The organism is Serratia sp. AR11 (assembly GCF_056376275.1).
In genome coordinates this window covers 3,123,830-3,149,906 of the sequence record NZ_CM150739.1, presented here as the reverse complement: position 1 = coordinate 3,149,906, position 26,077 = coordinate 3,123,830, and the positions used below count along the sequence as shown (strand labels likewise).

General features: G+C 54.5%; 27 protein-coding genes. 16 read left to right on the top strand and 11 right to left on the bottom strand.

What is annotated here, in order from left to right:
* Positions 1 to 231 precede the first annotated feature (231 nt).
* Positions 232 to 795 (top strand): VOC family protein, encoded by a 564-nt coding sequence (locus ACSOSI_RS14850; protein WP_012145514.1) that lies wholly within the window; start codon positions 232 to 234, stop codon positions 793 to 795.
* Here the strand turns inward: ACSOSI_RS14850 and ACSOSI_RS14845 are convergent.
* Entirely contained in the window at positions 792 to 1,943 is a 1,152-nt protein-coding gene (locus tag ACSOSI_RS14845; RefSeq protein ID WP_476705682.1) for a MalY/PatB family protein, read from the bottom strand. The genes ACSOSI_RS14850 and ACSOSI_RS14845 overlap by 4 nt on opposite strands.
* A 101-nt stretch (positions 1,944 to 2,044) precedes the next feature.
* Between ACSOSI_RS14845 and cutC the strand changes: the two genes are divergently transcribed.
* The 3 genes from cutC (at position 2,045) to ACSOSI_RS14830 (ending at position 5,016) form a co-directional block, all read left to right on the top strand.
* On the top strand, positions 2,045 to 2,803 hold the full coding sequence (gene cutC / locus ACSOSI_RS14840; RefSeq protein WP_476705681.1) for a copper homeostasis protein CutC: 759 nt from the start codon (positions 2,045 to 2,047) through the stop codon (positions 2,801 to 2,803).
* Positions 2,804 to 3,325: 522 nt separating this feature from the next.
* Complete coding sequence (locus tag ACSOSI_RS14835; RefSeq protein WP_218216585.1) at positions 3,326 to 3,727, top strand: hypothetical protein; 402 nt, start codon at positions 3,326 to 3,328, stop codon at positions 3,725 to 3,727.
* Positions 3,724 to 5,016, top strand: a complete 1,293-nt coding sequence (locus ACSOSI_RS14830) for an FKBP-type peptidyl-prolyl cis-trans isomerase N-terminal domain-containing protein (RefSeq protein WP_476705680.1) — start codon at positions 3,724 to 3,726, stop codon at positions 5,014 to 5,016. Before ACSOSI_RS14835 ends, ACSOSI_RS14830 begins: the two co-directional genes overlap by 4 nt.
* Before the next feature lie 39 nt (positions 5,017 to 5,055).
* On the opposite strand, the gene cmoB is transcribed toward ACSOSI_RS14830, so the two are convergent.
* The 5 genes from cmoB to ACSOSI_RS14805 form a co-directional block, all read right to left on the bottom strand.
* The gene (gene cmoB / locus ACSOSI_RS14825; RefSeq protein WP_476705679.1) at positions 5,056 to 6,027 is read right to left on the bottom strand and encodes a tRNA 5-methoxyuridine(34)/uridine 5-oxyacetic acid(34) synthase CmoB; all 972 of its coding nucleotides are present in this window, start codon (positions 6,025 to 6,027) and stop codon (positions 5,056 to 5,058) included.
* The gene (gene cmoA / locus ACSOSI_RS14820) at positions 6,024 to 6,767 is read right to left on the bottom strand and encodes a carboxy-S-adenosyl-L-methionine synthase CmoA (protein WP_012145510.1); all 744 of its coding nucleotides are present in this window, start codon (positions 6,765 to 6,767) and stop codon (positions 6,024 to 6,026) included. The genes cmoB and cmoA overlap by 4 nt, the downstream gene beginning before the upstream one ends.
* 102 nt (positions 6,768 to 6,869) lie before the next feature.
* Positions 6,870 to 7,265 (bottom strand): MAPEG family protein, encoded by a 396-nt coding sequence (locus ACSOSI_RS14815; protein WP_012145509.1) that lies wholly within the window; start codon positions 7,263 to 7,265, stop codon positions 6,870 to 6,872.
* A gap of 102 nt (positions 7,266 to 7,367) precedes the next feature.
* The gene (locus tag ACSOSI_RS14810; protein WP_261278342.1) at positions 7,368 to 8,183 is read right to left on the bottom strand and encodes a DUF72 domain-containing protein; all 816 of its coding nucleotides are present in this window, start codon (positions 8,181 to 8,183) and stop codon (positions 7,368 to 7,370) included.
* A gap of 74 nt (positions 8,184 to 8,257) precedes the next feature.
* The gene (locus tag ACSOSI_RS14805; protein ID WP_259189626.1) at positions 8,258 to 8,836 is read right to left on the bottom strand and encodes a hydrolase; all 579 of its coding nucleotides are present in this window, start codon (positions 8,834 to 8,836) and stop codon (positions 8,258 to 8,260) included.
* A gap of 202 nt (positions 8,837 to 9,038) precedes the next feature.
* Between ACSOSI_RS14805 and ACSOSI_RS14800 the strand changes: the two genes are divergently transcribed.
* From ACSOSI_RS14800 to ruvB, 7 genes are all read left to right on the top strand, one after another.
* The gene (locus tag ACSOSI_RS14800; RefSeq protein ID WP_331251156.1) at positions 9,039 to 9,269 is read left to right on the top strand and encodes an FmdB family zinc ribbon protein; all 231 of its coding nucleotides are present in this window, start codon (positions 9,039 to 9,041) and stop codon (positions 9,267 to 9,269) included.
* Between the two features lie 83 nt (positions 9,270 to 9,352).
* A complete protein-coding gene (gene aspS, locus ACSOSI_RS14795) occupies positions 9,353 to 11,134 on the top strand; it encodes an aspartate--tRNA ligase (protein ID WP_012145505.1) in 1,782 nt (593 codons plus the stop codon).
* Complete coding sequence (nudB, locus tag ACSOSI_RS14790; protein ID WP_017893088.1) at positions 11,134 to 11,580, top strand: dihydroneopterin triphosphate diphosphatase; 447 nt, start codon at positions 11,134 to 11,136, stop codon at positions 11,578 to 11,580. Before aspS ends, nudB begins: the two co-directional genes overlap by 1 nt.
* Positions 11,581 to 11,599: 19 nt before the next feature.
* Positions 11,600 to 12,343 (top strand): YebC/PmpR family DNA-binding transcriptional regulator, encoded by a 744-nt coding sequence (locus tag ACSOSI_RS14785; RefSeq protein ID WP_012145503.1) that lies wholly within the window; start codon positions 11,600 to 11,602, stop codon positions 12,341 to 12,343.
* Between the two features lie 73 nt (positions 12,344 to 12,416).
* Entirely contained in the window at positions 12,417 to 12,938 is a 522-nt protein-coding gene (gene ruvC / locus ACSOSI_RS14780; RefSeq protein ID WP_012145502.1) for a crossover junction endodeoxyribonuclease RuvC, read from the top strand.
* A gap of 112 nt (positions 12,939 to 13,050) precedes the next feature.
* Positions 13,051 to 13,662 (top strand): Holliday junction branch migration protein RuvA, encoded by a 612-nt coding sequence (ruvA, locus tag ACSOSI_RS14775; protein WP_012145501.1) that lies wholly within the window; start codon positions 13,051 to 13,053, stop codon positions 13,660 to 13,662.
* A gap of 20 nt (positions 13,663 to 13,682) precedes the next feature.
* Positions 13,683 to 14,687: a Holliday junction branch migration DNA helicase RuvB gene (ruvB, locus tag ACSOSI_RS14770; RefSeq protein ID WP_012145500.1), complete on the top strand. Its 1,005-nt coding sequence runs from the start codon at positions 13,683 to 13,685 to the stop codon at positions 14,685 to 14,687.
* A gap of 73 nt (positions 14,688 to 14,760) precedes the next feature.
* On the opposite strand, the gene znuB is transcribed toward ruvB, so the two are convergent.
* Positions 14,761 to 15,546 carry a zinc ABC transporter permease subunit ZnuB gene (gene znuB / locus ACSOSI_RS14765; RefSeq protein WP_012145499.1) on the bottom strand — a complete coding sequence of 262 codons (786 nt, stop codon included), beginning with the start codon at positions 15,544 to 15,546 and terminating at the stop codon, positions 14,761 to 14,763.
* Entirely contained in the window at positions 15,543 to 16,301 is a 759-nt protein-coding gene (znuC, locus tag ACSOSI_RS14760) for a zinc ABC transporter ATP-binding protein ZnuC (protein ID WP_012145498.1), read from the bottom strand. Before znuC ends, znuB begins: the two co-directional genes overlap by 4 nt.
* A gap of 78 nt (positions 16,302 to 16,379) precedes the next feature.
* Between znuC and znuA the strand changes: the two genes are divergently transcribed.
* From znuA to lpxM, 3 genes are all read left to right on the top strand, one after another.
* Positions 16,380 to 17,345: a zinc ABC transporter substrate-binding protein ZnuA gene (gene znuA / locus ACSOSI_RS14755; protein ID WP_476705678.1), complete on the top strand. Its 966-nt coding sequence runs from the start codon at positions 16,380 to 16,382 to the stop codon at positions 17,343 to 17,345.
* A 21-nt stretch (positions 17,346 to 17,366) separates the two neighbouring features.
* Positions 17,367 to 18,689 carry a murein DD-endopeptidase MepM gene (gene mepM, locus ACSOSI_RS14750; protein ID WP_012145496.1) on the top strand — a complete coding sequence of 441 codons (1,323 nt, stop codon included), beginning with the start codon at positions 17,367 to 17,369 and terminating at the stop codon, positions 18,687 to 18,689.
* A gap of 145 nt (positions 18,690 to 18,834) precedes the next feature.
* A complete protein-coding gene (gene lpxM / locus ACSOSI_RS14745) occupies positions 18,835 to 19,803 on the top strand; it encodes a lauroyl-Kdo(2)-lipid IV(A) myristoyltransferase (RefSeq protein ID WP_012145495.1) in 969 nt (322 codons plus the stop codon).
* 56 nt (positions 19,804 to 19,859) lie between these two features.
* On the opposite strand, the gene ACSOSI_RS14740 is transcribed toward lpxM, so the two are convergent.
* The 3 genes from ACSOSI_RS14740 to ACSOSI_RS14730 form a co-directional block, all read right to left on the bottom strand.
* Positions 19,860 to 20,744 (bottom strand): leucine-rich repeat domain-containing protein, encoded by an 885-nt coding sequence (locus ACSOSI_RS14740; protein WP_261408859.1) that lies wholly within the window; start codon positions 20,742 to 20,744, stop codon positions 19,860 to 19,862.
* A 105-nt stretch (positions 20,745 to 20,849) separates the two neighbouring features.
* Complete coding sequence (gene pyk / locus ACSOSI_RS14735; RefSeq protein WP_012145494.1) at positions 20,850 to 22,292, bottom strand: pyruvate kinase; 1,443 nt, start codon at positions 22,290 to 22,292, stop codon at positions 20,850 to 20,852.
* 187 nt (positions 22,293 to 22,479) lie between these two features.
* Positions 22,480 to 23,352: a MurR/RpiR family transcriptional regulator gene (locus ACSOSI_RS14730; protein WP_012145493.1), complete on the bottom strand. Its 873-nt coding sequence runs from the start codon at positions 23,350 to 23,352 to the stop codon at positions 22,480 to 22,482.
* 352 nt (positions 23,353 to 23,704) lie between these two features.
* Here ACSOSI_RS14730 and zwf point away from each other — a divergent pair, with 352 nt between their 5' ends.
* Together zwf and ACSOSI_RS14720 are read left to right on the top strand one after the other, a co-directional pair.
* Positions 23,705 to 25,180 carry a glucose-6-phosphate dehydrogenase gene (gene zwf / locus ACSOSI_RS14725; RefSeq protein ID WP_012145492.1) on the top strand — a complete coding sequence of 492 codons (1,476 nt, stop codon included), beginning with the start codon at positions 23,705 to 23,707 and terminating at the stop codon, positions 25,178 to 25,180.
* A gap of 152 nt (positions 25,181 to 25,332) precedes the next feature.
* On the top strand, positions 25,333 to 25,974 hold the full coding sequence (locus ACSOSI_RS14720) for a bifunctional 4-hydroxy-2-oxoglutarate aldolase/2-dehydro-3-deoxy-phosphogluconate aldolase (protein ID WP_012145491.1): 642 nt from the start codon (positions 25,333 to 25,335) through the stop codon (positions 25,972 to 25,974).
* Positions 25,975 to 26,077 lie beyond the last annotated feature (103 nt).

Here is a 26,077-nt window from a genome sequence, read left to right as displayed (position 1 = left end):
GCCATAGCCTTTGTCAGGAATTAAAGGCTGAAAAAGTAAAATCCGCAGTGTAATAAAAAACGTGAAAATTATTCTTTCGTGCTTTTTATGTTCAGCGAATAGCCACTTTATCTTGTCGCGATTTTTGAGAGCAAAAAATATTAACTTGCCGCGTCAGCCGGGTGGCTAGCAGCACCTCAGACGTGTAAATTACACCTCCTGAAAACCGCTTTCCGCAGTATCGAGGACGTTATGACCACTTTCCCGGCGATGGCCGAACTTAACGATTTAGCGCTGGATTTACCCCGCTTTGAACTGGCGTTGAGCCGGTTTGCCGAAAAGCTGCATTTGGATTTGTCCCAGTTTACGGCGGATCATATCTCGGTGCGTTGCCATCAAAACACCACGGCCGATCGCTGGCGGCAGGGGTTGCTGCAGTGTGGCTCATTGCTGTCAGAGTCGATGATCAATGGTCGTCCTATTTGCTTGTTTGATCTCCAGCAACCGCTCAAGGTTGGGCCATGGTTGATCGACTGCGTGGAGCTGCCTTATCCCGGCGATAAACGTTATCCACACGAGGGCTGGGAACATGTGGAGCTGGTGCTGAGTGGCGAACCGGCCACCTTGTATGCGCGGGCGTTGAGTCATTTGCCTGATGAAGCGTTGTTGGCACCTGGGATTAAATTGAAACAGAGTTCACCGCAGGGCGAGGGCGAGCGTTTGCCTAATCCGACGCTGGCGATTACCGACGGGACTGTGACTATCAAATTTCATCCTTATTCCATCCGGGAAATCGTCGCCAGCGAGCAAGCCTAATTTGGCATCAGCGCCTGGGTCGCCAGCATCATGCGATCCAGCGCCTGACTCAGTAGTTCACGCCGACAACCGAAATTCAAACGGACGAAATGGCGGTTGCCAAAATCCAGCCCCGAACTTAACCCGACGCCAGCCTGTTCAAAAAAGGCGTGTGGGTTATCGACTGCCAGTTGGCTGCAGTCGATCCAGGCCAGATATGTCGCTTCGATGGGCTGCAGCAACAGTCCGGGCATGGCATTAATACGCTCGGTCACCAAATCACGGTTGGCGCGCAGGTAACTTAACAGCGCGTCCAGCCAGTCTTGGCCATGCTGGTAGGCGGCCTGGGCGGCAACCAGCGCCAGTACGTCCACCTCTGGCACGATGCCGCTGCGAGCACGGGCCAGCTTCTGACGTAACTGCGGGTTGGGAACAATCGCCATTGAGGCGCCAAGACCGGCAATGTTGAAGGTTTTTGACGGCGACATCAGCGTGATACTGCGCTGGGCAGCATCTTCATTCAAGGTGGCAAAGGGGATGTGCTCACAGCCGGGCTCAAGCAGCAGGTCGCAATGAATTTCGTCCGAACAGACTGTCAGGTCATAGGCCAGGGCAAACTCATGGTGTTCCAGTAACTCCTGCCGGCGATAAACCGTACCGCCCGGATTTTGCGGGTTGCACAACAACAGTAATTTCTCTTTGCCGCTGAGCTGCCCGGTAATGGCATTGAAATCCAACAGCCAGCGATGGTCGCGCAACGTCAACGGCACCGGCAACTGGGTGCGTCCGGCGAATTTCGCCGCTTTGCGAAACGGGGGATAAATGGGTGACGGTGCCAGGGTGCCTTCTCCTTCGGCGGTAAAGGCACGCACGCATAAATTAAGACCGCAAACCAGACCGGGCAGGAAAATCAGCCATTCGGGGTTGATTCGCCAGCCGTAACGTTCCAGCATGCGGCGGGTAAAAACCTCAATAAGTTCGGGTGAGGGATGACTGTAGCCGAATACCGCATGCGCTACGCGCTGCTGTAATGCGTCGATGACGGTCGGCGGTGACGGGAAGTCAGTATCAGCGACCCAGAGTGGAATAATGTCGCGGTCGCGATATTTATCCCACTTAACGCTGTCACTGTGACTACGGTCTACCCATTGATCAAAATTGAATGCCATAGTTACTACCCTGTATAGGTTGATACCTATGTATCAGCCTAAGAGATAAATTGAAAAATTAACAATTGCCGTCGCAGGTTAGCCGTCATCTGGGGGTGACAATGATAAAACTGGAAGTTTGTTGCTATAGCGTCGATTGCGCGCTGACGGCTGAGCGGGCAGGTGCCGATCGCATAGAATTGTGCGCCAGCCCGAGTGAGGGCGGTTTGACACCCAGCTACGGCTCATTACGCCTGGCGCGCGACAGAGTCAGCGTGCCGGTGCATCCTATTATTCGTCCACGCGGTGGGGATTTTTGCTACGGTGCGGTGGATTTTGATGTGATCAAGCATGATATTGCGCAGATCCGCGATATGGGTTTTACCGGTGTGGTGGTCGGCATGCTGGATGAAGAAGGGCATATCGACCTGCCGCGCATGCGTGAAGTGATGCGCTTGAGTGGCAATATGGCGGTGACCTTTCATCGCGCGTTTGATATGTGCCAGAACCCGATGGTGGCGCTCAGTCAACTAACACAGTTGGGCGTGGCGCGGATACTGACTTCCGGCCAGCAGCAAAATGCGGAGCTGGGTTTACCCTTGCTGCGTGATCTGCTGCAGGCCAGTCAGGGGCCGGTAATTATGGCCGGTGCCGGCGTACGCCTGAGCAATCTGCATAAATTTGTCGATATCGGTATTCAGGAGCTGCATAGCTCATCCGGTCATGCAGTGCCTTCGACCATGCGTTATCGCAAAGCCGGCGTGACCATGTGTTCAGACAGTGAGTTTGATGAATTTAGCCATTATTGCGTGGACGGCGAAATGGTCGAAGCCATGAAAAACTCGTTGGCGCTGGTCGATCCGCTGGTGCAAAGTGCCTAATAACTAATAGATAGCCAAGGGGGCAGCCGTACAGCTTCGGGCAGTCCCCTTAGGCGCCACTCTCCGTAAGTATTCCTTCCGTATCTACCGTTAATATAAAATCGGTAAAGCAAGAAATTATGTCAAAAATATATCGGCCACTCGCGATGTGATACCCATGGGCGGAATACAGTCATTTTTCATCTGGGATTTGTTTTTCTGGATGATGTTATATATTCCCTTGTGCAAGTTATTATCAGCTGATAGATTTTATTTTTTAATGTCGGATGGCATTATTTTTATAGATTAATTTGATAGTAGTTATTTGTTTTGTGAATGTGTTTGGTTAAATGTTAACGGCCCCTTGTTTTTATTTTAACTGATTTTATTCTATGTTATTAATTTCATTGGTTTATTAAATTTAAATGACGTTAGCGATAACTATGTTGCGATATAACTACTTCGACCTGTCTCAACGCGCCAAGTGGCCGTTATGGACATAAACTGAAGTCCTTTTTGGACTTAATAATGGAGATAAAAACAATGACCAGATCGGCATATTGCCTAACCGCTACCCTTTTGTTGGCCATGACATTGACCGGCTGTCAAAAGGTCAAACGCCCCGTGACCGCCGTGAATAAAATCGGTGCAACAGAAACGATAGAGCAAGATAAAAAACAACGCGAGGCCGAACGTATACAGCAATGTCAACATGAACTTGAGGCCATGAAAAATATGGACCCCGAGAAGTACAAAAAATTCAAACTCGAATTTGACACTTTGATGAGCGGCGCGGCGCAATATGCCGGAGTACGATCAAGTGTCACGATGGATACTCAGGAAACTGTTGATTCGCTTTATCGCTATCGCATTAGCCGCACTTGCGCTGATATCAGCGCCACCATGATGACCACCCTCGCCGATCGAGGAGAACGCATACAATGAGCTCTTGTTCCCGATTGACTCTTTTGGGCTTAATGCTGCCGCTGATGGTGGCGCCGGGCTCGCTTTATGCGGATGACGGCGTACCCGCCTTGCTGCAGTTTGCAGAGCAATATCACCGGCAGGAGCCACAGCAAGCTCCGAAAGACAAGTTACCGCCGGCCAAGACACCGGCCGCAAAGCCCGTGAGCAAGGGGGGCCAGACGCGAGAGCTTTCCGTGCGCCAGCAGCAGCAATTGGCGGCAGCCCGGGCGACACTGCGTGAAAATGAAGCTCAACTGGAGCATCAGCAGGCCAGAATACAGTCTTTGCAGCAGGAGTTAACGGCATTGCGCGCGAAGGAATCAAATAAGGTGATGTCACAACAGGATCTTACCGAATTAAGCAAGTTCGCCAGCGGCTTACGACAGGCGTTTAATTTGACGCCGAAGGAACAACAGATGCAGGCGCTAATCGCAAAGACGCAGCAGGAGCTGGAACAGCAAAAGTCTGAGGCCGCCAAGGCGATAAGTGGGCTTCAGCAGCAGCTCACGCAGCTTCAGGATAAGAATCTGCAGCAGGCGAAACAGTCTGATGAAGCGCAGGTCACTGCCAATCGGGTGCAAAAAAAACTGCGTGACGAAATCGAAGGGTTGCGTTCCCAGGGCAGACTCTTGCTGGACCATCAGGCATTGGAAAAAGACCGTGATCGGCAGAGTTATGCCGCCGGTGTGGCACTGGGACGAGATATTCAGACCCTGCTGACCGAACGTAAGAGTTGGGGTATTGATCCCGATAGGACTGCACTGTTGGCCGGCGTGATTGACACTTTCAATGGGCAGTACCAATTGAGTGAAAAACTATTGGCAAGCGCGCTGACGGAATCGGAACAAGCCGTGAATGTTGCCAGAAACCAGGTGTTAATGGATCAGCGCGCCAAGGGTGAATCTTTTGTCGCTGAATTCAAAAAGAAAAAAGGGGCAAAGAAATCGTCCTCCGGTTTCTGGTACCGGATTGACTACCCGGGCGACGGAGCCATCGCTGAAACCTCTCGGGTAGATGTGGTGGTAAAAGAAACGCTGACCGATGGACTCGTCATTCAGGATATGGAGAGCAGTGGGAAGGTACTTTCCCAGTCGCTGTCGGCGTTCCCGCCGTTATTCCGTGAAGCCATCGGTTACCTGAAAAATCATGGTTCACTGACGATGGTGGTTCCGCCAGAGCTGGCCTATGGAGAGGCGGGCTACGCGCCCCAAATCCCACCGGATGCCACTATGGTGTATGAACTGCGGATTGTAGATGTCGACAAGTGATAATACAGGGCCTGGTCTCCCAGGCCCGATTGGCAAGCATTAAGGTTTTTTGGCCACCAGCACGGCGCGCAGCGGGGCGGGGTAACCTTCGATGGTTTTGCCCGGGTCGTTAGGATCGAGGAACTCGGCCAGTGACTCGCTGGTCATCCAGTCGGTGCGGCGTTGCTCTTCGGTGCTGGTCACGCACATGTCGGCGATTTTCACGTCGACGAAACCGCACTTCTCCAGCCAGCACTTCAGCGCTTCGGCAGACGGAATAAAATAGACGTTGCGCATTTGCGCATAGCGGTCACCGGGTACCAATACCTGATTGCGGTCGCCTTCTATTACCAGCGTTTCCAACACCAGTTCACCTTCGCTAACCAGCTGGTTTTTCAACTGGTAGAGGTGATCCAGCGGCGAGCGGCGGTGATACAGCACACCCATCGAAAATACCGTGTCGAAGGCGGCCAGCTCCGGCAGTTGCTCAATGCCGAGCGGTAGCAGGTGAGCGCGCTGATCGCCGCCCAGCAGTTTACGCACCGCTTCGAACTGACACAGGAACAGTTGCATCGGATCGATGCCGACCGCCAACTGCGCACCGGCGCCAAGCATGCGCCACAGGTGATAACCGCTGCCACAGCCGACATCAAGAATGGTGCGGCCGGCCAGCGGTGAAATGTGCGGTAAAACGCGATCCCATTTCCAGTCGGAATGCCATTCGGTGTCGATATCGATGCCATACAGCGAGAACGGCCCTTTACGCCACGGCATCATGGTGCGCAGCATTTTTTCGATGCCTTCCAACTGACCCGGTGACAGAGGGGTGTCCATCTCGGCACGCACGCCGTTCAGCAAATTCAGACGGGTCGGCGTCAGTGCCGGCAGGTGTTCAACCGAATTAAACCACTGTTTGAACTTGCCGTGCAGCGACTCACGCTGCCAGGCGCTAAGCTGCGCGGGCAGGGTATCGAGCCAATGGCTGAGGTTGCCTTTTGCGATGCGTTGATAAAAATCACCAAACTCAATCATGCTGCCGCCCCCGATTTCAGGGCGATCAGTGAACCGAAGTTAAAGCACTGGAACCAGACTTCCGCATGCTCGAAGCCGGCCTGCTTCAAACGCGTCTTGTGGGCGGCTACGGAGTCGGTCAGCATGACGTTTTCCAGCATGCTGCGCTTCTGGCTGATTTCCAGTTCGCTGTAGCCGTTGGCACGTTTAAAATCGTGGTGCATGTTGAACAGCAACTCGCCGACGTCGGCATCTTCAAAACTGAATTTCTCCGACAGCACCAGTGCGCCGCCCGGACGCAGCCCGCGATAAACCTGTTCCAGCAGGCGCAGGCGGTCGGCCGGCTCCAGGAATTGCAGGGTGAAGTTCAACACCACCATCGAGGCATTTTCGATTTTGATATCGAGAATATCAGCCTCAATCACTTCTACCGGGGTGTCGGCGCGGAAGGCGTCAATATGGCGGCGGCAGCGTTCCACCATCGCCGGGGAATTGTCGACGGCAATGATGTTACAACCCGCCACCTTGATATTCCTTCGCATCGACAGCGTCGCGGCGCCCAGTGAACAGCCGAGGTCATACACCTGGCTGTCGGGCTGAACGAAACGTTCGGCCAGCATGCCAATCATTGAAATGATATTGGAATAGCCGGGAACGGAACGCTGGATCATGTCAGGGAACACTTCAGCGACGCGTTCGTCGAAGGTCCAGTCGCCCAGTTTGGCGATTGGGGCAGAAAAAAGAGTATCGCGGTTTGGCATGGCGGCAAATCAGTTCAGAATTCGAAGGCGCATATGCTAACAGAAAATGGCAAGAAAGAGCAGCGGAAGCAGGCGGCGTAACCGCCTGAGGTGGTGCGGGGATCAATGAAGGCTGAAAATAATATCCCACGGCAGATAGAAAATATTGGCCAGCACCATTAACACCAACGAAAGGTAGGTGGCAGTCATGCCGGAACGACGCCAGCGGACTTCACGATTGCGTAAACCGTAATAATGCACCAAACGGCCGGCCATCAACATCAGGCCACAAATATGGATCATCCATACTTCAGCGCCGTTCATCTCCATGATCACCAGCAAAACGGCGGCGATAGGAATGTATTCTACGGCATTGCCGTGAACGCGGATGGCGGTCTGTAGCTCGTAAAACCCGCCGTCTCCGTAAGCGACACGGTATTGCATCCTTAGCCTAACCACGTCATAAGATAGTTTGAGCAACAACAGTGCGCCGAGCACGACATAAAGCGCGCTTACCATTTTTAACTCCATTCCCTAACCAAAACTGGCAGCCAGCATCATAGCCGCCATTGCATTCACTGTCGCGAGGAAAAATCTGATGTTATTGGTCAGATTAATAGGTCAAAACAGTGCATCCTGCTCGGGCCAGTCGGGTGGGGGCGGTAAATTAGGAATAGCCTGATGCAGTTGCTGCCAGATTTTCTGGGCCTGTTGCGGGGAATCGCCGTTATCCGGCGTATGGATAAACAAGAAGGGTTGATGTTGAGCTTGCCAACTGGGCAGTTTCTGTTGCCAGGCGTCGAACCAGCGCAGGTTATCCTGCAACACATCGCCACCGATAAAACGTACCAATGGATTGTTGGCGGTGACCAGCGCGTGTACCGGCAGTTTGGGTTTTTTCTGCTGTGCATCGCGCACTGCCGCGCTATTGGGCACGGCGTGATGCACCGGCCGGCTGTCGAGGATCACCCGGTTGATACCGCGCTGATGCAGCCCCTGATTCAGCAGTCTTTCTTCTTCCCCCTTGCCAAAGAATGCCGGGTGGCGGACTTCCACTCCGTAGGTAAACTCTTTTGGCAAGGCGTCAAAAAATTGCCACATTGCCGGTAGCTCCGCCGGGCCGAACGCGGCGGGCAATTGCAGCCACAGTTGACCGATACGTTGATGCACCGGGCTCAGGCACTGGTAAAAGGCTTGTAGATCGGCGTCACAGTTGCGTAGTGCGGCCTGATGGCTGATGGTGGCGGGAAATTTGAAACAGAAGCGAAAATCATCGGTGGTCATGTCGCGCCAGCGCTGGACGATTTCCAGTTTCGGTAACGCGTAGAAGGTGGTATTACCTTCCACGCAGTTAAAGTAGCGGCTGTAATCCGCCAAATCGCGCAGCCCGATACGGTTCCAGGCCGGGTGTTGCCACTGTGGGAGTCCGATATACATCAAGCTGGCATCTTCCTTAATTATCCCTGTCAGTCGAACGCGGGCGCAGTATGCGGCGCCCCTACAACTTAACGTTACTCGCCGATGGCGGCAAGAATTTCACGGGTGCTGCGAACGCGCGCCAGACGCGGGAAGATGTTGTTGAAAGCAAACTGGTGCATTTCAGCGTTGGGTGCGCTGCACAGGTCTTCGGCGATCACCAATTCATAGCCGTGTTCCCAGGCGTCACGGGCGGTCGATTCCACGCCAATGTTGGTGGCAATGCCCCCCAGCACGATGGATTTGATGCCGCGGCGACGCAGTTGCAGCTCAAGGTCGGTACCGTAAAATGCGCCCCATTGGCGTTTGGTCACCAGGATATCGCTGTCGCTAACCGCCAGAGACTCGGGGAATTCCCACCAGTTGGCCGGCAACCCGCCTGCAGGCGCTGGGGCAGGTTGATCCACCGGCTGTTTCAGCGCTTCGGCAAAGGTATCTGACCAGCCGACGCGTACCAGGACAACCGGTGCACCCAGCGAACGAAAGTGTGCTGCCAATTGTGCACCATGGGCAACCACGCTCTCGGCGCTGTGTGGTCCACCGGCATAGGGCAGAATGCCGTTTTGTAAATCAATCAAGACCAGGGCCGTGGTTTGAGCATCAAGTTTTAACATGGGAATATCTCGTTACGAGGTGGATAAAATACGCGCAGGTGAGCTGGCGTGCTAAACAGGGGTTGATTCAGGCTACGTGAAAAAAGCGTCACGGGTTAATGGGAAATTTGTTAATCAATGTGTTACTTCGGGCAAAAACACGTCATTTAGTGCTGCAACAAAACCGTGTTCGCACTTATCTGGCGCATGAATTTCCTTTATAATGATCGCCTTTTTTCAACACACTTTACTCCGACGACCTATGCCGATTTATGAATATGCATGTGGTGCTTGCAGCCTTCGGTTAGAGAAACTGCAAAAATTTTCCGATGCGCCGCTGACAGATTGTCCGGCGTGTGGGCAGCCCGCGTTAACCAAGCTGATTTCGTCCACCGGTTTCCAGTTAAAGGGTACGGGTTGGTATGCAACAGACTTCAAACCGGGTAATAAGTAGAGTTCATCAGAAATCATCAGAAAACAGCCGCGTGGCAGGCGCTAAAGCCCGCGCGGCATCGGCTTAAGCCAAAAGGATAGCGTATGCGTACTGAATATTGCGGGCAGTTGAATCTGTCTCACGTGGGCCAGGAAGTCACTTTGTGTGGTTGGGTCAACCGTCGTCGCGATCTGGGCGGCCTGATCTTTATTGATATGCGCGACCGCGAAGGCATCGTGCAGGTGTTTTTCGATCCGGACCAGAAGGCCGCGTTCGATAAGGCGTACGACCTGCGCAATGAATTCTGCATCCAGATCGTCGGCACCGTGCGTGCCCGTCCGGACAGCCAGATCAATAAAGATATGGCCACCGGCGAAGTGGAAGTGTTCGCCCACGCTCTGGAGATCATCAACCGTTCCGAGCCTCTGCCGCTGGACTCCAACCAGGTCAACAGCGAAGAAGCGCGCCTGAAATATCGCTACCTGGATCTGCGTCGTCCGGAAATGGCCGATCGCCTGAAAACCCGCGCCAAAATCACCAGTTTTGTGCGTCGCTTTATGGACAGCCACGGCTTCCTCGATATCGAAACGCCGATGTTGACCAAAGCCACGCCGGAAGGTGCCCGTGACTACCTGGTACCAAGCCGGGTACATAAAGGCAAATTCTATGCGTTACCGCAGTCACCACAGCTGTTCAAACAGTTGCTGATGATGTCCGGTTTTGATCGCTACTATCAAATCGTTAAATGCTTCCGCGACGAAGACCTGCGTGCTGACCGTCAGCCTGAATTTACCCAGATCGACGTAGAAACCTCTTTCATGACCGCCGAACAGGTGCGTGAAGTGATGGAGAAACTGGCGCGTGAACTGTGGCTGGACGTGAAGAACGTAGATCTGGGTGATTTCCCGATCATGACCTTCGAAGAAGCGATGCGTCGTTACGGCTCGGACAAACCGGACCTGCGTAACCCATTGGAACTGGTGGACGTTGCCGATCTGGTCAAAGACGTCGAGTTCAAAGTGTTCTCCGGCCCGGCTAACGATGCCAAAGGCCGCGTAGCCGCGATTTGCGTTCCGGGCGGCGCGCAGCTAACGCGTAAACTGATCGACGAGTACGGCGCTTTCGTTAACATCTATGGCGCCAAAGGCCTGGCCTGGTTGAAGGTCAATGACCGTGCCGCCGGTATGGAAGGCGTACAGAGCCCGATCGCCAAATTCCTCAGCGCAGAAGTGCTGGAAGCGATCCTGGCGCGCACTAACGCGCAGTCAGGCGACATTCTGTTCTTCGGCGCCGACAGCTTCAAAATTGTCACCGATGCGATGGGCGCACTGCGTCTGAAACTGGGCCGCGATCTGGAACTGACTAAACTGGACAGCTGGGCACCGCTGTGGGTGGTTGACTTCCCAATGTTCGAAGAAGACGGTGAAGGCGGCCTGGCAGCGATGCACCATCCGTTCACTGCTCCACGCGACATGAGCCCGGAAGAGCTGGCTGGCACGCCAACTAACGCTATTGCCAACGCTTACGACATGGTTATCAATGGCTATGAAGTGGGCGGCGGTTCAGTGCGTATTCACCGCAGCGAAATGCAGCAGACGGTGTTCAGCATTCTCGGTATTAACGAGCACGAACAGCGCGAGAAGTTTGGCTTCCTGCTGGACGCATTGAAGTACGGCACACCGCCACACGCCGGCCTGGCTTTTGGCCTGGATCGTCTGGTAATGCTGCTGACCGGTACCGACAACATTCGTGACGTCATCGCCTTCCCGAAAACCACCGCAGCGGCCTGTCTGATGACCGAAGCGCCGAGCTTCGCTAACCCGGCGTCGCTGCAGGAGCTGGCGATCTGCGTGGTGAAGAAAGCCTCTGAACAAGAGAGCGAGTGATGAACTACAAGCGACCCGAGTCTATTCTGGTAGTGATTTATGCAAAATCCAGTGGTCGGGTGCTGATGTTACAGCGGCGCGATGATATCGAATTCTGGCAGTCGGTGACCGGCAGCCTGGAGGAAGATGAGTCGCCGCCGCATGCCGCCCGGCGTGAGGTCATGGAAGAAGTCGGCATCGATATCGAAGCAGAGAATCTGCCGTTGTTCGATTGCCAGCGCTGTGTGGAGTTTGAACTCTTTGTCCATTTGCGACATCGCTATGCCCCGGGAACCACGCGCAATAAAGAGCATTGGTTCTGTCTGGCTTTGCCTGAAGAGCGCGATCCGGTGATTACCGAACATCACGCCTACCAGTGGCTTGAGGCGGCGCAGGCCGTGAAGTTGACCAAGTCCTGGAGCAATCAGCAGGCGATTGAAGAGTTTGTGATTAATTCAGTCCAGTAATTTTTTTCGGAGATTTTTTATGGCAGGTCATAGTAAGTGGGCCAACACCAAGCACCGCAAGGCAGCGCAGGATTCCAAGCGCGGTAAAATTTTCACCAAAATTATTCGTGAGCTGGTGACCGCCGCGAAACTGGGCGGTGGCGATCCGGGGGCTAACCCGCGTCTGCGTGCGGCTATCGACAAGGCGTTGTCCAACAACATGACGCGCGATACCCTGAACCGTGCCATCGCGCGCGGCGTGGGCGGTGACGATGATTCCAACATGGAAACCATCATTTATGAAGGCTACGGCCCGGGCGGCACTGCCGTCATGATCGAATGCCTGAGTGATAACCGTAACCGTACCGTGGCCGAAGTGCGTCATGCCTTCACCAAATGTGGCGGTAACCTGGGTACTGATGGCTCCGTGGCTTACCTGTTCACCAAGAAGGGCGTAATCACTTACGCACCGGGCCTGGATGAAGACGTGGTGATGGAAGCGGCGCTGGAAGCCGGTGCCGAAGATATCGTCAGCTACGACGACGGCGTGATCGACGTATTCACCGCCTGGGAAAACCTCGGCGAAGTGAAAGACGCTCTGACCGCAGCCGGTTTCACCGCCGACTCGGCGGAAGTTTCCATGATCCCATCGACCAAGGCCGATATGGATGAGGAAACCGCGCCCAAGCTGTTGCGCCTGATCGACATGCTGGAAGACTGTGACGACGTGCAGGAGGTTTACCACAACGGTGAGATCTCCGACGAAGTCGCGGCCACGCTGTAATCGGCTTGAAGTACGGCGCTGCCTGGTGGCAGCGCCTGGCGAAGTTAATGCTTAACGCAAGGTGGGTGTAGGGATGACGATCATTCTCGGTATCGATCCCGGATCGCGCGTCACCGGTTACGGCCTGATTCGCCAGCAGGGCCGCCAGTTGACCTATGTGGCCAGCGGCTGTATCCGTACCGTGGTGGATGACATGCCGACGCGTTTGAAGCTGATTTATGCGGGCGTCAGCGAAATCATCACCCAGTTTAAACCGGACTTTTTTGCCATCGAACAGGTGTTTATGGCGAAAAATCCGGATTCGGCGCTCAAACTCGGGCAGGCGCGCGGTGTGGCCATTGTCGCCGCCGTGAACCAGGATTTGGAAGTGTTTGAGTATGCGGCACGCCAGGTGAAACAAACGGTGGTCGGTACCGGCGCAGCAGAAAAAGCACAGGTGCAGCATATGGTGCGCTCCTTGCTGAAGCTGTCGGCCAACCCTCAGGCTGATGCCGCCGATGCGCTGGCCATCGCCATCACCCACTGCCATCTCAGCCAGAACGTGTTGCGGATGAGTGAAGGGCGCTTGAACCTGGCGCGTGGGCGTTTAAAGTAGCGCTTGATCGGTGATACCTTAGGCTGGATATTCATCCAGCCTTTTTTATGTTATAAGCTTTACCAGCACGGCATGACAGCAGGTCATGCTCATGAATTCTGCAGGAGGGTAAATGATAGGTCGTCTCAGAGGTTATATTCTGGAAAAGCAGCCGCCGCTGGTGTTACTGGAGGCAAACGGCGTGGGCTATGAAGTGCATATGCCGATGACCTGCTTTTATGAGCTGCCGGAACTGGGGCAAGAGGCTATCGTGTTTACCCAATTCGTGGTGCGCGAAGATGCACAGCTGCTGTACGGCTTTAATGATAAGCAAGAGCGTGCGCTGTTCCGCGAGTTGATCAAAGTCAACGGCGTAGGGCCAAAGCTGGCGCTGGCTATTTTGTCCGGCATGTCCGCGCAACAGTTCGTCAGCGCGGTAGAGCGTGAAGAGATCACTTCATTGGTGAAATTGCCGGGCGTAGGCAAGAAAACCGCTGAGCGCCTGGTGGTGGAAATGAAAGACCGCTTCAAAGGGCTTAATGGCGATCTGTTCAATAACAGCAGTGAAATCACGCTGCCAACCGCAGCGCAAGCCGCCGAGTTGGACGCGGAAGCCGAGGCGGCATCTGCACTGGTGGCATTAGGCTACAAACCGCAGGAAGCCAGCCGTATGGTCAGCAAAATCGCCAAGCCTGGCGCCGATTGCGAAACCCTGATCCGCGACGCGTTGCGCGCCGCGCTGTAAGCGCCGATAAGGGATAGAGAATGATTGAAGCCGATCGCCTGATTTCTGCCGAACCGATCAATGAAGAAGAAATTCTTGATCGCGCCATCCGGCCGAAGCTGCTGACGGAGTACGTCGGTCAGCCACATGTCCGCGAGCAGATGGAAATCTTTATTCAGGCGGCCAAGCAGCGTGGCGACGCGCTGGACCACCTGCTGATTTTCGGTCCGCCGGGGCTGGGTAAAACCACGCTGGCCAACATCGTTGCCAATGAAATGGGCGTTAACCTGCGTACCACTTCCGGGCCGGTATTGGAGAAGGCGGGCGATCTGGCGGCGATGCTGACCAACCTCGAGCCACACGACGTGCTGTTCATCGATGAAATCCACCGCCTCTCTCCGGTAGTAGAAGAAGTGCTGTATCCGGCGATGGAAGATTACCAACTGGATATCATGATCGGCGAAGGCCCGGCCGCTCGCTCGATCAAACTCGATTTGCCGCCGTTCACGCTGGTGGGCGCAACCACCCGTGCCGGTTCACTGACGTCACCATTGCGTGACCGCTTCGGTATTGTGCAGCGCCTGGAGTTTTATCAGGTCGCCGATTTGCAGCATATCGTTTCACGCAGCGCTAATTGCCTGGGGCTGGATCTGTCGGAAGAGGGTGCTCATCAGGTAGCTCGTCGTGCGCGCGGCACACCGCGTATTGCCAACCGTTTACTGCGCCGGGTGCGTGACTTTGCCGAAGTTCGCGCCAATGGCGTCATCAATGGCGAAGTGGCGATGCAGGCGCTGGATATGTTGAACGTCGACGCCGAAGGTTTTGACTATATGGACCGCAAGCTGTTGCTGGCGATTATCGACAAGTTCACCGGCGGGCCAGTGGGCCTGGATAACCTGGCGGCGGCGATTGGTGAGGAGCGGGAAACTATCGAAGACGTTATCGAACCCTTCCTGATCCAGCAGGGTTTTATCCAGCGCACACCGCGTGGGCGCATGGCGACCAATCATGCCTATAAGCACTTTGGCATGGTGCGCGAAGAGTAAGAGAACGCTGTGCATTAAAAAGGGCCGCAATTGAATCAATTGCGGCCCTTTTGACATCGCTAGCTGCCGGGGGTCAGGCTTGCTGCTTCTTGGATAAGCTTAAAACAAACAGCACCGCGGCGCTCAAGACGACCGACGGACCGGCCGGGGTGTCGTAGAAGGCCGAAAAGGTCAGCCCGCCGGTTACGGCAAGTATACCCACCAGCACCGCGTATCCGGCCATTTGTTCCGGCGTGCGAGCGAAGCGGCGTGCGGTCGCCGCAGGAATAATCAACAGTGAAGTGATGATCAGCGCACCGACGAATTTCATCGCCAGACCGATGGTCAGGGCCGTCACCAGCATCAACACGGTGCGCGCACGTACCAGATTAACACCGTCGACATGTGCCAGTTCCGGACTGACGGTCATCGAAAGCAGGTTGCGCCACTGCCACCACAGGATCAGCAGCACGACGGTTACGCCAATGCCAATCATCCAGATATCGGTGAGGGTGACCGACAGCAGATCGCCAAACAGGTAGGCCATCAGATCGACCCGCACGTTCGACATCAGCGCCACCACGACCAGCCCCAATGAGAGTGCGCTGTGTGCCATAATCCCGAGCAGGGTATCAACGGAAAGCTGCGGGCGACGCTCCAGCCACACCAACACCAGAGCCAACACCAGCGTCACGGCAATCACCGCATAGAAGGGATTGATGTCCAGCAGCAGACCGAAAGCCACGCCAAGTAACGAGGCGTGCGCCAGGGTATCGCCGAAATAGGACATCCGTCGCCAGACCACAAATGAGCCAAGCGGACCGGCGGCGCAGGCCAACAGGACGCCGGCCAGCCAGCCGGGTAATAACAGTTCGATCATGCCTCACGGCCCCCGGTTTTCTTCAACACAATTCGTCCTTGCAGGTCGTGACGGTGGTTATGGTGGTGGCGATAGACCGCCAGTTGTTCCGCACCGCGGTTGCCGAACATGGCGATAAATTCAGGATGCATCGAAACCACCTCCGGCGCGCCGGAACAGCAGATGTGTTGGTTGAGGCACAGCACTTCGTCGGTTTTCGCCATCACCAGGTGCAGGTCATGGGACACCATCAATACCGCGCAGCCCAACTCTTTACGCAGTTGGTCGATCAGATCGTACAGCGCCAGTTGGCCGTTAACATCAACCCCCTGGGTCGGCTCATCCAGCACCAGCAGTTGTGGCTTGTTCAGCAGCGCCCGAGCCAGCAATACGCGCTGGTTTTCACCGCCAGAGAGTTTTTGCATGGGCTGATCGAGCAGGTGGGCCGCCTGCACACGCTTAAGCGCCGGCAGAATATCGGCTTTTTTGACGCCGGGCTTCAGGCGCATAAAGCGGCTGACGGTCAGCGGCAGGGTGGCATCGAGGTGCAATTTTTGCGGCACATAGCCAATGCGCAGACCAGGCTCGCGTTCCAGTGTCCCCTCGGTGGGCGCAATCAGCCCCAGCACCACTCGTACCAGCGTGGATTTGCCCGCGCCATTTGGGCCGAGCAGCGTCAGAATACGGCCCGGCTGCAGGCTGAGCGAAATATTCGACAGCACCTTGCGGTTACCAAAGGAGACGGAGATATTTTTTAGCGTTGTCAGTGTGGACATCTCATGATTACATTTTGCAGAACTAACCGAATGTTATAATATCACGCCTCGCTGATGAAAACGACGGGATTACTGATAATGGCACAGAAAAATAAATGGCTGCAGCGTACGTTGCTGGCCAGCGCATTGATGATGGCCGGGCCGCTGAGCAACGCGTCTGCGGCGGTGGTGACTTCTATACGGCCGGTGGGTTTTATCGCCGCGGCAATAGCCGACGGCGTAACGCCGACCGAAGTGCTGTTGCCGGATGGCGCATCACCGCACGATTTCGCGCTGCGGCCTTCTGATATCCAGCGCCTGCGTGCCGCCGATCTGGTGGTATGGGTGGGGCCGGATATGGAAGCCTTTCTGGCCAAACCCTTAATCTCCATATCGGCTAACCGCCAGGTTGCCATCAGTGAATTGAGTGGGGTCAAACCGCTGCTGATGAAGGGTGAAGACGACGATCACGACCATGCACACGACCATGATCATGCAGCAGATGCGCATAACCATGCCGGAAGTGACGAAGGGGATAGGCACCATCACGGCGAATATAATATGCACGTTTGGCTGTCCCCGGAAGTGGCAAAAGTGACCGCGATCGCGATTCACGACAGGTTATTGGAACTTATGCCGCAAAATAAAGACAAATTAGACGCAAACCTGCGCCAGTTCGAGAATCTGCTGACGCAAACTGACAAAAATGTTGGTAACATGCTTAAGCCTGTGCAAGGCAAGGGATATTATGTTTTTCATGATGCTTACGGCTACTTTGAGAAACATTTCGGTTTGAGCCCGCTGGGCCATTTTACCGTTAATCCCGAAATCCAGCCTGGGGCACAGCGCTTACACCAAATTCGAACACAGTTGGTTGAGCAGAAAGCAGTATGCGTTTTTGCTGAGCCACAATTCAGGCCGGCCGTAATCAATGCGGTTGCCAAGGGGACCAAAGTGCGTTCTGGAACGCTGGATCCGCTGGGCACCGGCATCGCACTGGGGAAAGACAGCTACGGGAACTTCCTGACTCAGCTGTCAAACCAGTACGTGAGCTGCCTGAAGTAAAGATTATGAGGATAAAATCGAGTGCAGCAGATAGTCAAAACTATCGCTCTGGCGTATAACAACCTGCCACGGCCCCACCGCGTCATGCTGGGGTCGTTGACAGTGGTTACATTGGCCGTTGCCGTCTGGCGGCCTTTTGTTTATCACCCAGAACATAACCCCATCGTTAAGAGTATCGAATTAGAATCCAGCCAGTTACGATCCTTGCTGCCAGAAGCCAGTGAGCCGATCGATCTTGACCAAGCCACCCCCGATGATGACATCCCACAGGATGAACTGGACCAGAAGGTCGCCGGCGAGGATGGAGTGCATGAATATGTGGTTTCCACGGGTGACACCCTCGGCAGTATCCTGACCCAATATGGCATCGATATGTCGGACGTCACGCTGTTGGCATCGCAGAACCGCGATCTGCGTAATCTGAAAATTGGCCAACAGCTGTCATGGACAGTGAACGATGCCGGCGATCTGCAGCGTTTGACCTGGGAAGTGTCCCGCCGCGAGACCCGTACTTACGATCGTACGGGCAACAGCTTCAAAGAAAGTCAGGAATCTCAACAGGGTGAATGGCGTAATAATGTGATCAGCGGCCGACTCAACGGCAGCTTTGTTACCAGCGCCGCTAACGCCGGCCTGAGCCGTGCCGAAATCAATGCGGTGATCAAGGCGCTGCAGTGGCAGTTGGATTTCCGCAAACTGCGCAAGGGCGATCAATTCTCGGTATTGATGTCCCGCGAACACTTTGATGGCAAGAGTGCGCAGAGCCAGTTGCTGGGTGTGCGTATGCGCACCGGCGGTAAGGACTACTACGCTATTCGTGCCGAAGACGGTAAATTCTACGATCGTCAAGGTTCTGGTCTGGCGAAAGGCTTTATGCGTTTCCCGACCATGAAGCAATTCCGCATTTCCTCAAACTTCAACCCACGCCGGGTTAACCCGGTCACCGGGCGCATTGCGCCGCATAAAGGCGTCGACTTCGCGATGCCGGTTGGCACCCCGGTGCTGGCCGTGGGTGACGGTGAAGTACTTATCGCCAAACGCAGTGGCGCTGCGGGTAACTATGTGGCCATTCGTCATGGTCGCCAGTACACCACGCGTTATATGCATCTGAAAAAACTGCTGGTTAAGCCAGGTCAGAAAGTGAAGCGTGGTGATCGTATTGCGTTGTCCGGTAACACCGGCCGCTCTACCGGCCCACATCTGCACTTTGAAATGTGGACCAACCAACAGGCCGTGAACCCGTTGACGGCGAAACTGCCGCGCTCTGAAGGATTGACCGGTAAAGATCGCAGTGATTATCTGGCGCAGGTGAAGGAAGTCACCCCGCAGCTGCAGTTGGATTAATCCCTTGTTTGGGCGCTATGCGCCAGTGATACCATCGGCCTGATTTCGGGCCGATGTTGTTTTATATTGGCGCTTCGCCGTGGTTAATTGCAAAATCAATCTTTGCAATTATGATTAGCCGAACCGCTAAGTTAAGAGCTTGTGCATGCAAAACGAAAAAAAATCTAACTCAGAGTTCATCCCGCAATTTCAGAAAGCCTTTTACCACCCGCGATACTGGGGCGTTTGGCTGGGAACCGGGCTGATGGCCGGTATTTCATTGGTGCCTGCGCGCTTGCGCGATCCGGTGTTGGGTGCCGTTGGCAAGCTGGCCGGCAAGGTGGCTAAAGGCGCCCGACGTCGTGCGCGCATCAACCTGCTGTATTGCTTGCCGGAAGTGCCGGAAAACGAGCGTGAGCACATCATTGATGAGATGTTTGCCACCGCGCCGCAGTCGATGATCCTGATGGCCGAACTGGCCTGTACCAAACCGGAAAAAGTGTTGAAGCGCGTTCGCTGGCACGGTGAAGAGGTGCTGGATAAAATCCGTGAAGAAGGCCGTAACGTGATTTTTCTGGTACCACATGGCTGGGCGGTGGATGTTCCGGCGATGTTAATGGCGGCTCGCGGTCAGCCGATGGCGGCGATGTTCCACAACCAGAGCAACCCGTTGGTCGACTACCTGTGGAATACGGTGCGCCGTAAATTTGGTGGACGGATGCATGCGCGCAATGACGGCATCAAGCCATTTATCAGTTCAGTGCGCCAGGGCTATTGGGGCTATTATCTGCCCGATCAGGATCACGGTGCCGAACACAGTGAGTTCGTCGACTTCTTCGCCACCTATAAGGCGACGCTGCCGGCAGTGGGCCGTCTGATGAAAGTCTGCCGTGCGGCCATTGTGCCTTTGTTCCCGGTGTATGACGGCAAAACCAGTATGCTGGATGTTTATATTCGTCCGCCGATGGACGATTTGGCCACCGCCGATGACCACACCATTGCGCGTCGGATGAATGAAGAGGTCGAAAATCTGGTAGGGCCGAACCCGGAACAGTACACCTGGATCCTCAAATTGTTGAAAACGCGTAAAGAAGGTGAGATTGAACCTTATTCGCGCGATGATTTATACCGCTAAGCGACCGTTTTCCTGGCGTCAAGGGCCAGTCATCTCAGGGTGACTGGCCCTTTGTGTTAAATATGCACCATGCAACCCTGAGCCATTAGCGGCTCCAGTACGGCGGGGATCTGGGCAAAGTTGTTCCAGCGCAGGTCTAACCGTCGCAGACGGGTCAATGCCGCCATGCTGTCAGGTAAGGTACTCAGGCGGTTGGCACGCAGGTCTAGCGTGCTCAGGGTCGTCAACTGGCCAAAGTCCGCCGGTAACTGCTGTAACTGATTAGTCCGCAGGTTGAGGTGAGTCAGGTTGGCCAACTGGCAGAATGCCGCCGGTAGACGATTGATCGCGTTGTTTTCCAGATCCAGCACGGCCAGTTCAGACAACTGAGCTATTTCATTCGGCAGCGTGGCCAGACGGTTTTTCATCAAGTGCAGTTCCCGCAGCGCGGTCAACTGGCCGATGGTGGCAGGTAACGCACTAATTTGATTGTTGTACAGCCGCAGTTCTTGCAGATTACTGAGCTGCACAACAGCTGGCGGCAGTTCACTGAGCTGGTTATCCGTCACGTTCAGATAGCGCAGCTGGTGCAGTTTACCCAGCTCGATGGGTAGGCCGCTAAAGGCGTTGTCGCTCAAATACAAATAGGTCAGCTCACGCAGTTCACCAATACTTGCAGGAACGCTGGTGGCTTTATTGTGGCCGCAATCGAGCATAGCCAGCCGTTGAAGTTGACCAATTTCGCTCGGTAACTCATTGAGCTGGTTGCAGGAGATATTCAATACCTGCAGGTTGCGATGTTGCAAGATTTGCATTGGGAACTGGCGAAGTTGATTGTCGTACAGACTGATTTTCAGCAGAGAGTTGCCCCGCAGACTGGCATCGTCCAGGTTTCCCAGCCCCTGGCCGTCAAGGTCCAGCGTTTGCGTATTGTGATTTTGCTGTGGGTGTTGATGAAGCATCGGTGGCTCTCCATTTGCCGTAACGGCGACTGGACATGAGTTTCTCAGGGGGAAGGGGGAGCGTAAAAAAATGCCGACCGCGTTAACGGCCGGCAGCAGTATATTTTACTCGACGCGCAGGATACGGCTGGTATTGGTGGTACCCACGGTTTCCATCACGTCGCCCTGGGTGACGATCACCAGATCGCCGGAGACCAGGAAGCCTTTATCACGCAGGCGGTTAACCGCGTCATTGGCCGCGATAACGCCGTCATTATGGCTGTCGAAGTACACTGGCGTAACGCCGCGGTACAGCGCAGTCAGGTTCAACGTGTGCTCATGGCGTGACATGGCGAAGATCGGCAGACCGGAGCTGATACGTGACATCATCAGCGCGGTGCGGCCTGACTCGGTCATGGCGATCAGTGCGGTAACCCCTTTCAGATGGTTAGCCGCGTACATTGAAGACATGGCAATGGCTTCTTCAATGTTGTCGAACTGCACGTCCAGACGGTGTTTGGAGACGTTGATGCTTGGGATTTTCTCTGCACCCAGACAAACACGCGCCATAGCCGCCACGGTTTCTGCCGGGTACTGGCCTGCCGCGGTTTCAGCAGACAGCATCACGGCGTCGGTACCATCCAGCACGGCGTTCGCCACGTCCATGACTTCGGCACGGGTAGGCATCGGGTTGGTGATCATCGACTCCATCATCTGGGTCGCGGTAATGACGGCGCGGTTGAGCGTACGGGCACGGCGGATCAGTTTTTTCTGGATGCCGACCAGTTCCGGATCGCCGATTTCGACGCCCAGGTCGCCACGGGCTACCATCACGACGTCGGAGGCCAGGATGATGTCATCCATGGCTTCGTCACTGCAAACGGCTTCGGCACGTTCAACCTTGGACACGATCTTGGCGTTGCAGCCGGCATCACGCGCTAGTCGACGTGCGTAGTTCAAATCTTCGCCGGTACGCGGGAAGGAAACCGCCAGGTAGTCGACGCCGATTTTAGCCGCGGTGACGATATCGGCCTTGTCTTTCTCGGTCAGGGCTTCAGCGGACAGGCCGCCACCCAGTTTGTTGATGCCTTTGTTGTTGGACAGTGGGCCGCCAACGGTAACTTCGGTAAACACTTTCATGCCCTGAACTTCGAGCACTTTCAGCTGTACGCGGCCGTCATCGAGCAGCAGTACGTCGCCGGGTACCACGTCGGCAGGCAGGCCTTTATAGTCGATACCGACTTTTTCTTTATCGCCTTCGCCCTTGGACATGTTGGCATCAAGCAGGAATTTATCACCGATGTTAAGGAAGATTTTGCCTTCCTTAAAGGTGGAAACACGAATTTTCGGCCCTTGCAGGTCACCCAGAATAGCGACGTGGCGTCCCAACTTGGCAGCAATTTCGCGCACTTTGTCAGCGCGGATCTGGTGGTCTTCTGCGGTGCCGTGGGAAAAGTTAAGCCGAACTACGTTAGCGCCGGCGGCAATGATCTTTTCCAGATTATTGTCGCGGTCTGTAGCCGGACCCAGGGTGGTAACAATTTTGGTTCTTCTGAGCCGTCTGGACATGTATTACTCCGTTGACTGGTGAAGCAAATTATTGGTGTTGCGATAACGTCGGATAACGAAACCAGGAGTGAAATGTCATTTTACTACACTGATATTTCACCCGGGTTACCCGCATGAGCGTATTACAGGGTACTGCCTCTAATGCTGCCGTCCAGATGACTTTGAACGACAGTTTTTTTCACATAGGTTACGAGTCGAAACTGTTGGGGATAACCACACCCTTATCAAAGCGCGATTCTTTCAACGCTTCCTTGACCCGCTTCAAGTTATCTCTGAATTTGGCCCCTCTACGCAAGGTAAATCCGGTGGCCAGCACGTCGATGAGTGTTAATTGCGCAATTCGCGATACCATCGGCATATAAACGTCGGTATCTTCCGGAACATCGAGCAATAATGCCAGCGTGGCTTCATGAGCCAGTGGGGTATCGCGCGAGGTAATGGCTATTACCGTGGCATCGTTTTCACGTGCCAGTTGCGCCATCTCCACCAGGTTCTTGGTGCGGCCGGTATGGGAGATGAGTACTACCACATCCCCCTCGCTGGAATTCATGCATCCCATGCGTTGCATGACGATGTCATCGAAATAGACCACCGGAATATTGAAGCGGAAAAATTTGTTCATCGCGTCGTGGGCCACTGCCGCCGAGGCACCCAAACCGAAGAAAGAGATTTTTTTTGCCTGGGTAAGCAAGTCAACCGCACGATTGATTGCTGCAATATCCAAATTTGCCTTTACTGTATCAAGGCTGGCCATGACGGATTCGAAAATTTTACCGGTATAGGAAGCAACGCTGTCATCTTCCTCCACGTTACGGTTTACGTACGGGGTGCCGTTGGCCAGGCTTTGGGCAAGATGCAGTTTAAAATCGGGAAAACCCTTGGTATCGAGACGGCGACAAAAGCGGTTGACGGTGGGCTCGCTAACGTCCGCCATCCTGGCCAGCGTCGCGATACTTGAGTGAATGGCGGTCTGCGGGGAGGCGAGGATCACCTCGGCGACTTTCCGTTCAGATTTGCTCAGCAGCTCCAGATGGCTCTGGATTTTTTCCAGCGTATTCATATAACGAGAGTCACTCATGGGTTTTGTCGATTTCAATCAAAGGAGAAATCAATGCCGGTTTAGTGAAAATATACTACGTGCTGGTAACCGTTGGCAGTGTCGACAGAGGGTATGCAGAGTTTTTTCATCAGAACATGACCTGTGTCTAACTTTCATAATGGTAAAAGAGCGTCAAAAAAGACAGAAAATTACAGTTTTTGGTTCAGTCAGCGGCATTTACTGCCAATAGCGCTTAACACTGCAATTTTTGGGGCTTTTTTTCTACTTTTGATCCGGGTTTACTGGCTGTAGTTAAAGAGAGTACATTAGTAATGTAAGAAAATTACAAATATCCTGCAACGAGGAGATGAACATGGCGGTAACCTCTACAGCCCAGGCGTGTGACCTGGTTATTTTCGGCGCGAAAGGCGATTTGGCGCGTCGTAAGCTGTTGCCTTCCCTGTACCAGTTAGAGAAAGCCGGTCATATCCACCCGGATACCCGTATTATCGGCGTCGGCCGTGCCGAGTGGGATAAAGATGCCTATATCAAGGTGGTCAAGGAAGCGCTTGGCACCTTTATGAAAGAAAAACTCGATGACGAACTTTGGGCCACGCTGAGTGCGCGCCTGGACTTCTGCAACCTGGATGTGAACGACAGCAAAAATTTTGCCAAATTGGGCAAAATGCTGGATCAGAAACATCGCACCACCATCAACTATTTTGCCATGCCGCCCAGCACTTTCGGCGCGATCTGCAAAGGGTTGGGTGAAGCCAAGCTGAACCACGAGCCGGCACGCGTCGTGATGGAAAAACCACTAGGTACCGATCTGGCCTCTTCGCGCGTGATCAACGATCAGGTGGCGGAGTATTTCAACGAGTCCCAGGTTTACCGTATTGACCACTATCTTGGCAAAGAGACGGTGTTGAACCTGCTGGCACTGCGTTTTGCCAACTCACTGTTTGCCTCCAACTGGGACAATCGTACCATCGACTCGGTGCAAATTACCGTAGCGGAAGAGGTGGGTATTGAAGGGCGCTGGGGTTACTTTGACCAGGCCGGCCAGATGCGCGACATGATCCAGAATCACCTGTTGCAAATTCTGACCATGATTGCCATGTCACCTCCGGCGGATCTGACCACTGACCGTATTCGCGATGAGAAAGTGAAGGTGTTGCGCTCACTGCGTCGTATCAATCAGACCAATGTGCGCGAAACCACGGTGCGTGGCCAATATACTGCCGGTTTTGTGCAGGGCAAAAAGGTTCCTGGTTACCTGGAAGAGGAAGGGGCGAACAAAAGCAGCAACACCGAAACCTTCGTCTCTATCCGTGTCGATATCGACAACTGGCAGTGGGCCGGCGTGCCGTTTTACCTGCGAACCGGTAAGCGCTTGCCGACCAAGTGTTCTGAAGTGGTGGTCTACTTCAAGAACCCACCGCTGAACCTGTTCAGCGATTCTTACCAGCAACTGCCGCAGAACAAATTGACCATTCGTCTGCAGCCGGATGAAGGCATCGAGATCCAGGTCTTGAACAAGGTCCCTGGCCTGGATCACAAACACCGCCTGCAAACCACCAAGCTGGATCTGAGTTTCTCAGAGACCTTCAACCAGGAGCACGTGGCAGACGCCTACGAGCGCCTGCTGCTGGAGACCATGCGTGGTATCCAGGCGCTGTTTGTGCGCCGTGACGAAGTGGAAGAAGCCTGGAAGTGGGTTGACTCCATCATGGACGCCTGGAAAGCGGATAACGAAGCGCCGAAGCCGTATCAGTCCGGTACCTGGGGTCCGGTAGCCTCGGTGGCGATGATCACCCGCGATGGCCGTTCCTGGAACGAGTTCGAATAACGACCCGGCCGGCAGTTTATCTGCCGGCATTTTTTTGCCTGCACGACCGGGGCGCAACATCACTTGGGGTACGGCCGGACGCCTGCGAGACTCCGTGGGCCCCTGTGGCAGGGGCGTGCCATTGATAACCCGTAAGTAATGGAGAAGTAACGATGAAAAACTGGAAAACCAGCGCAGAACAGATCCTGACCGCCGGTCCGGTAGTTCCGGTGATTGTGATTAATAAGCTGGAACATGCGGTGCCACTGGCCAGGGCGCTGGTCGCCGGTGGCGTGCGCGTATTGGAAGTCACTTTGCGCACTGCCTGCGCGATGGACGCGATCCGCGCTATCGCGGCAGAGGTGCCGGAGGCGATTATCGGTGCCGGCACTGTGCTTAACCCGCAGCAGTTACAGGCGGTGACCGAAGCCGGTGCGCAATTCGCTATCAGTCCGGGCCTGACGGAGGCGCTGCTGAAAGCCGCTACCGCAGGCAGCATTCCATTGATTCCGGGTATCAGCACCGTTTCAGAACTGATGCTGGGCCTGGATCACGGTCTGCGTGAGTTCAAGTTCTTCCCGGCGGAAGCCAACGGTGGCGTTAAGGCGTTACAGGCGATCGGCGGCCCATTCCCGCAGGTACGTTTCTGCCCGACCGGTGGCATTACACCAGGCAACTACCGTGATTACCTGGCGCTGAAAAGCGTACTGTGTATCGGTGGTTCCTGGTTGGTACCGGCCGACGCGTTGGAAAATGGCGACTACGCACGCATCACTGAACTGGCTCGTACCGCAGTGAGTGGCGCCACGGCGTAACCCGCGCTGGGCCTGGGTTTGGCGATTATTTGCCCGAACCAACCTAAACCAAGGTTCAACAGAATGTTGAACCTTTTTTTTATTTTTAAATTCCTTAACTTTC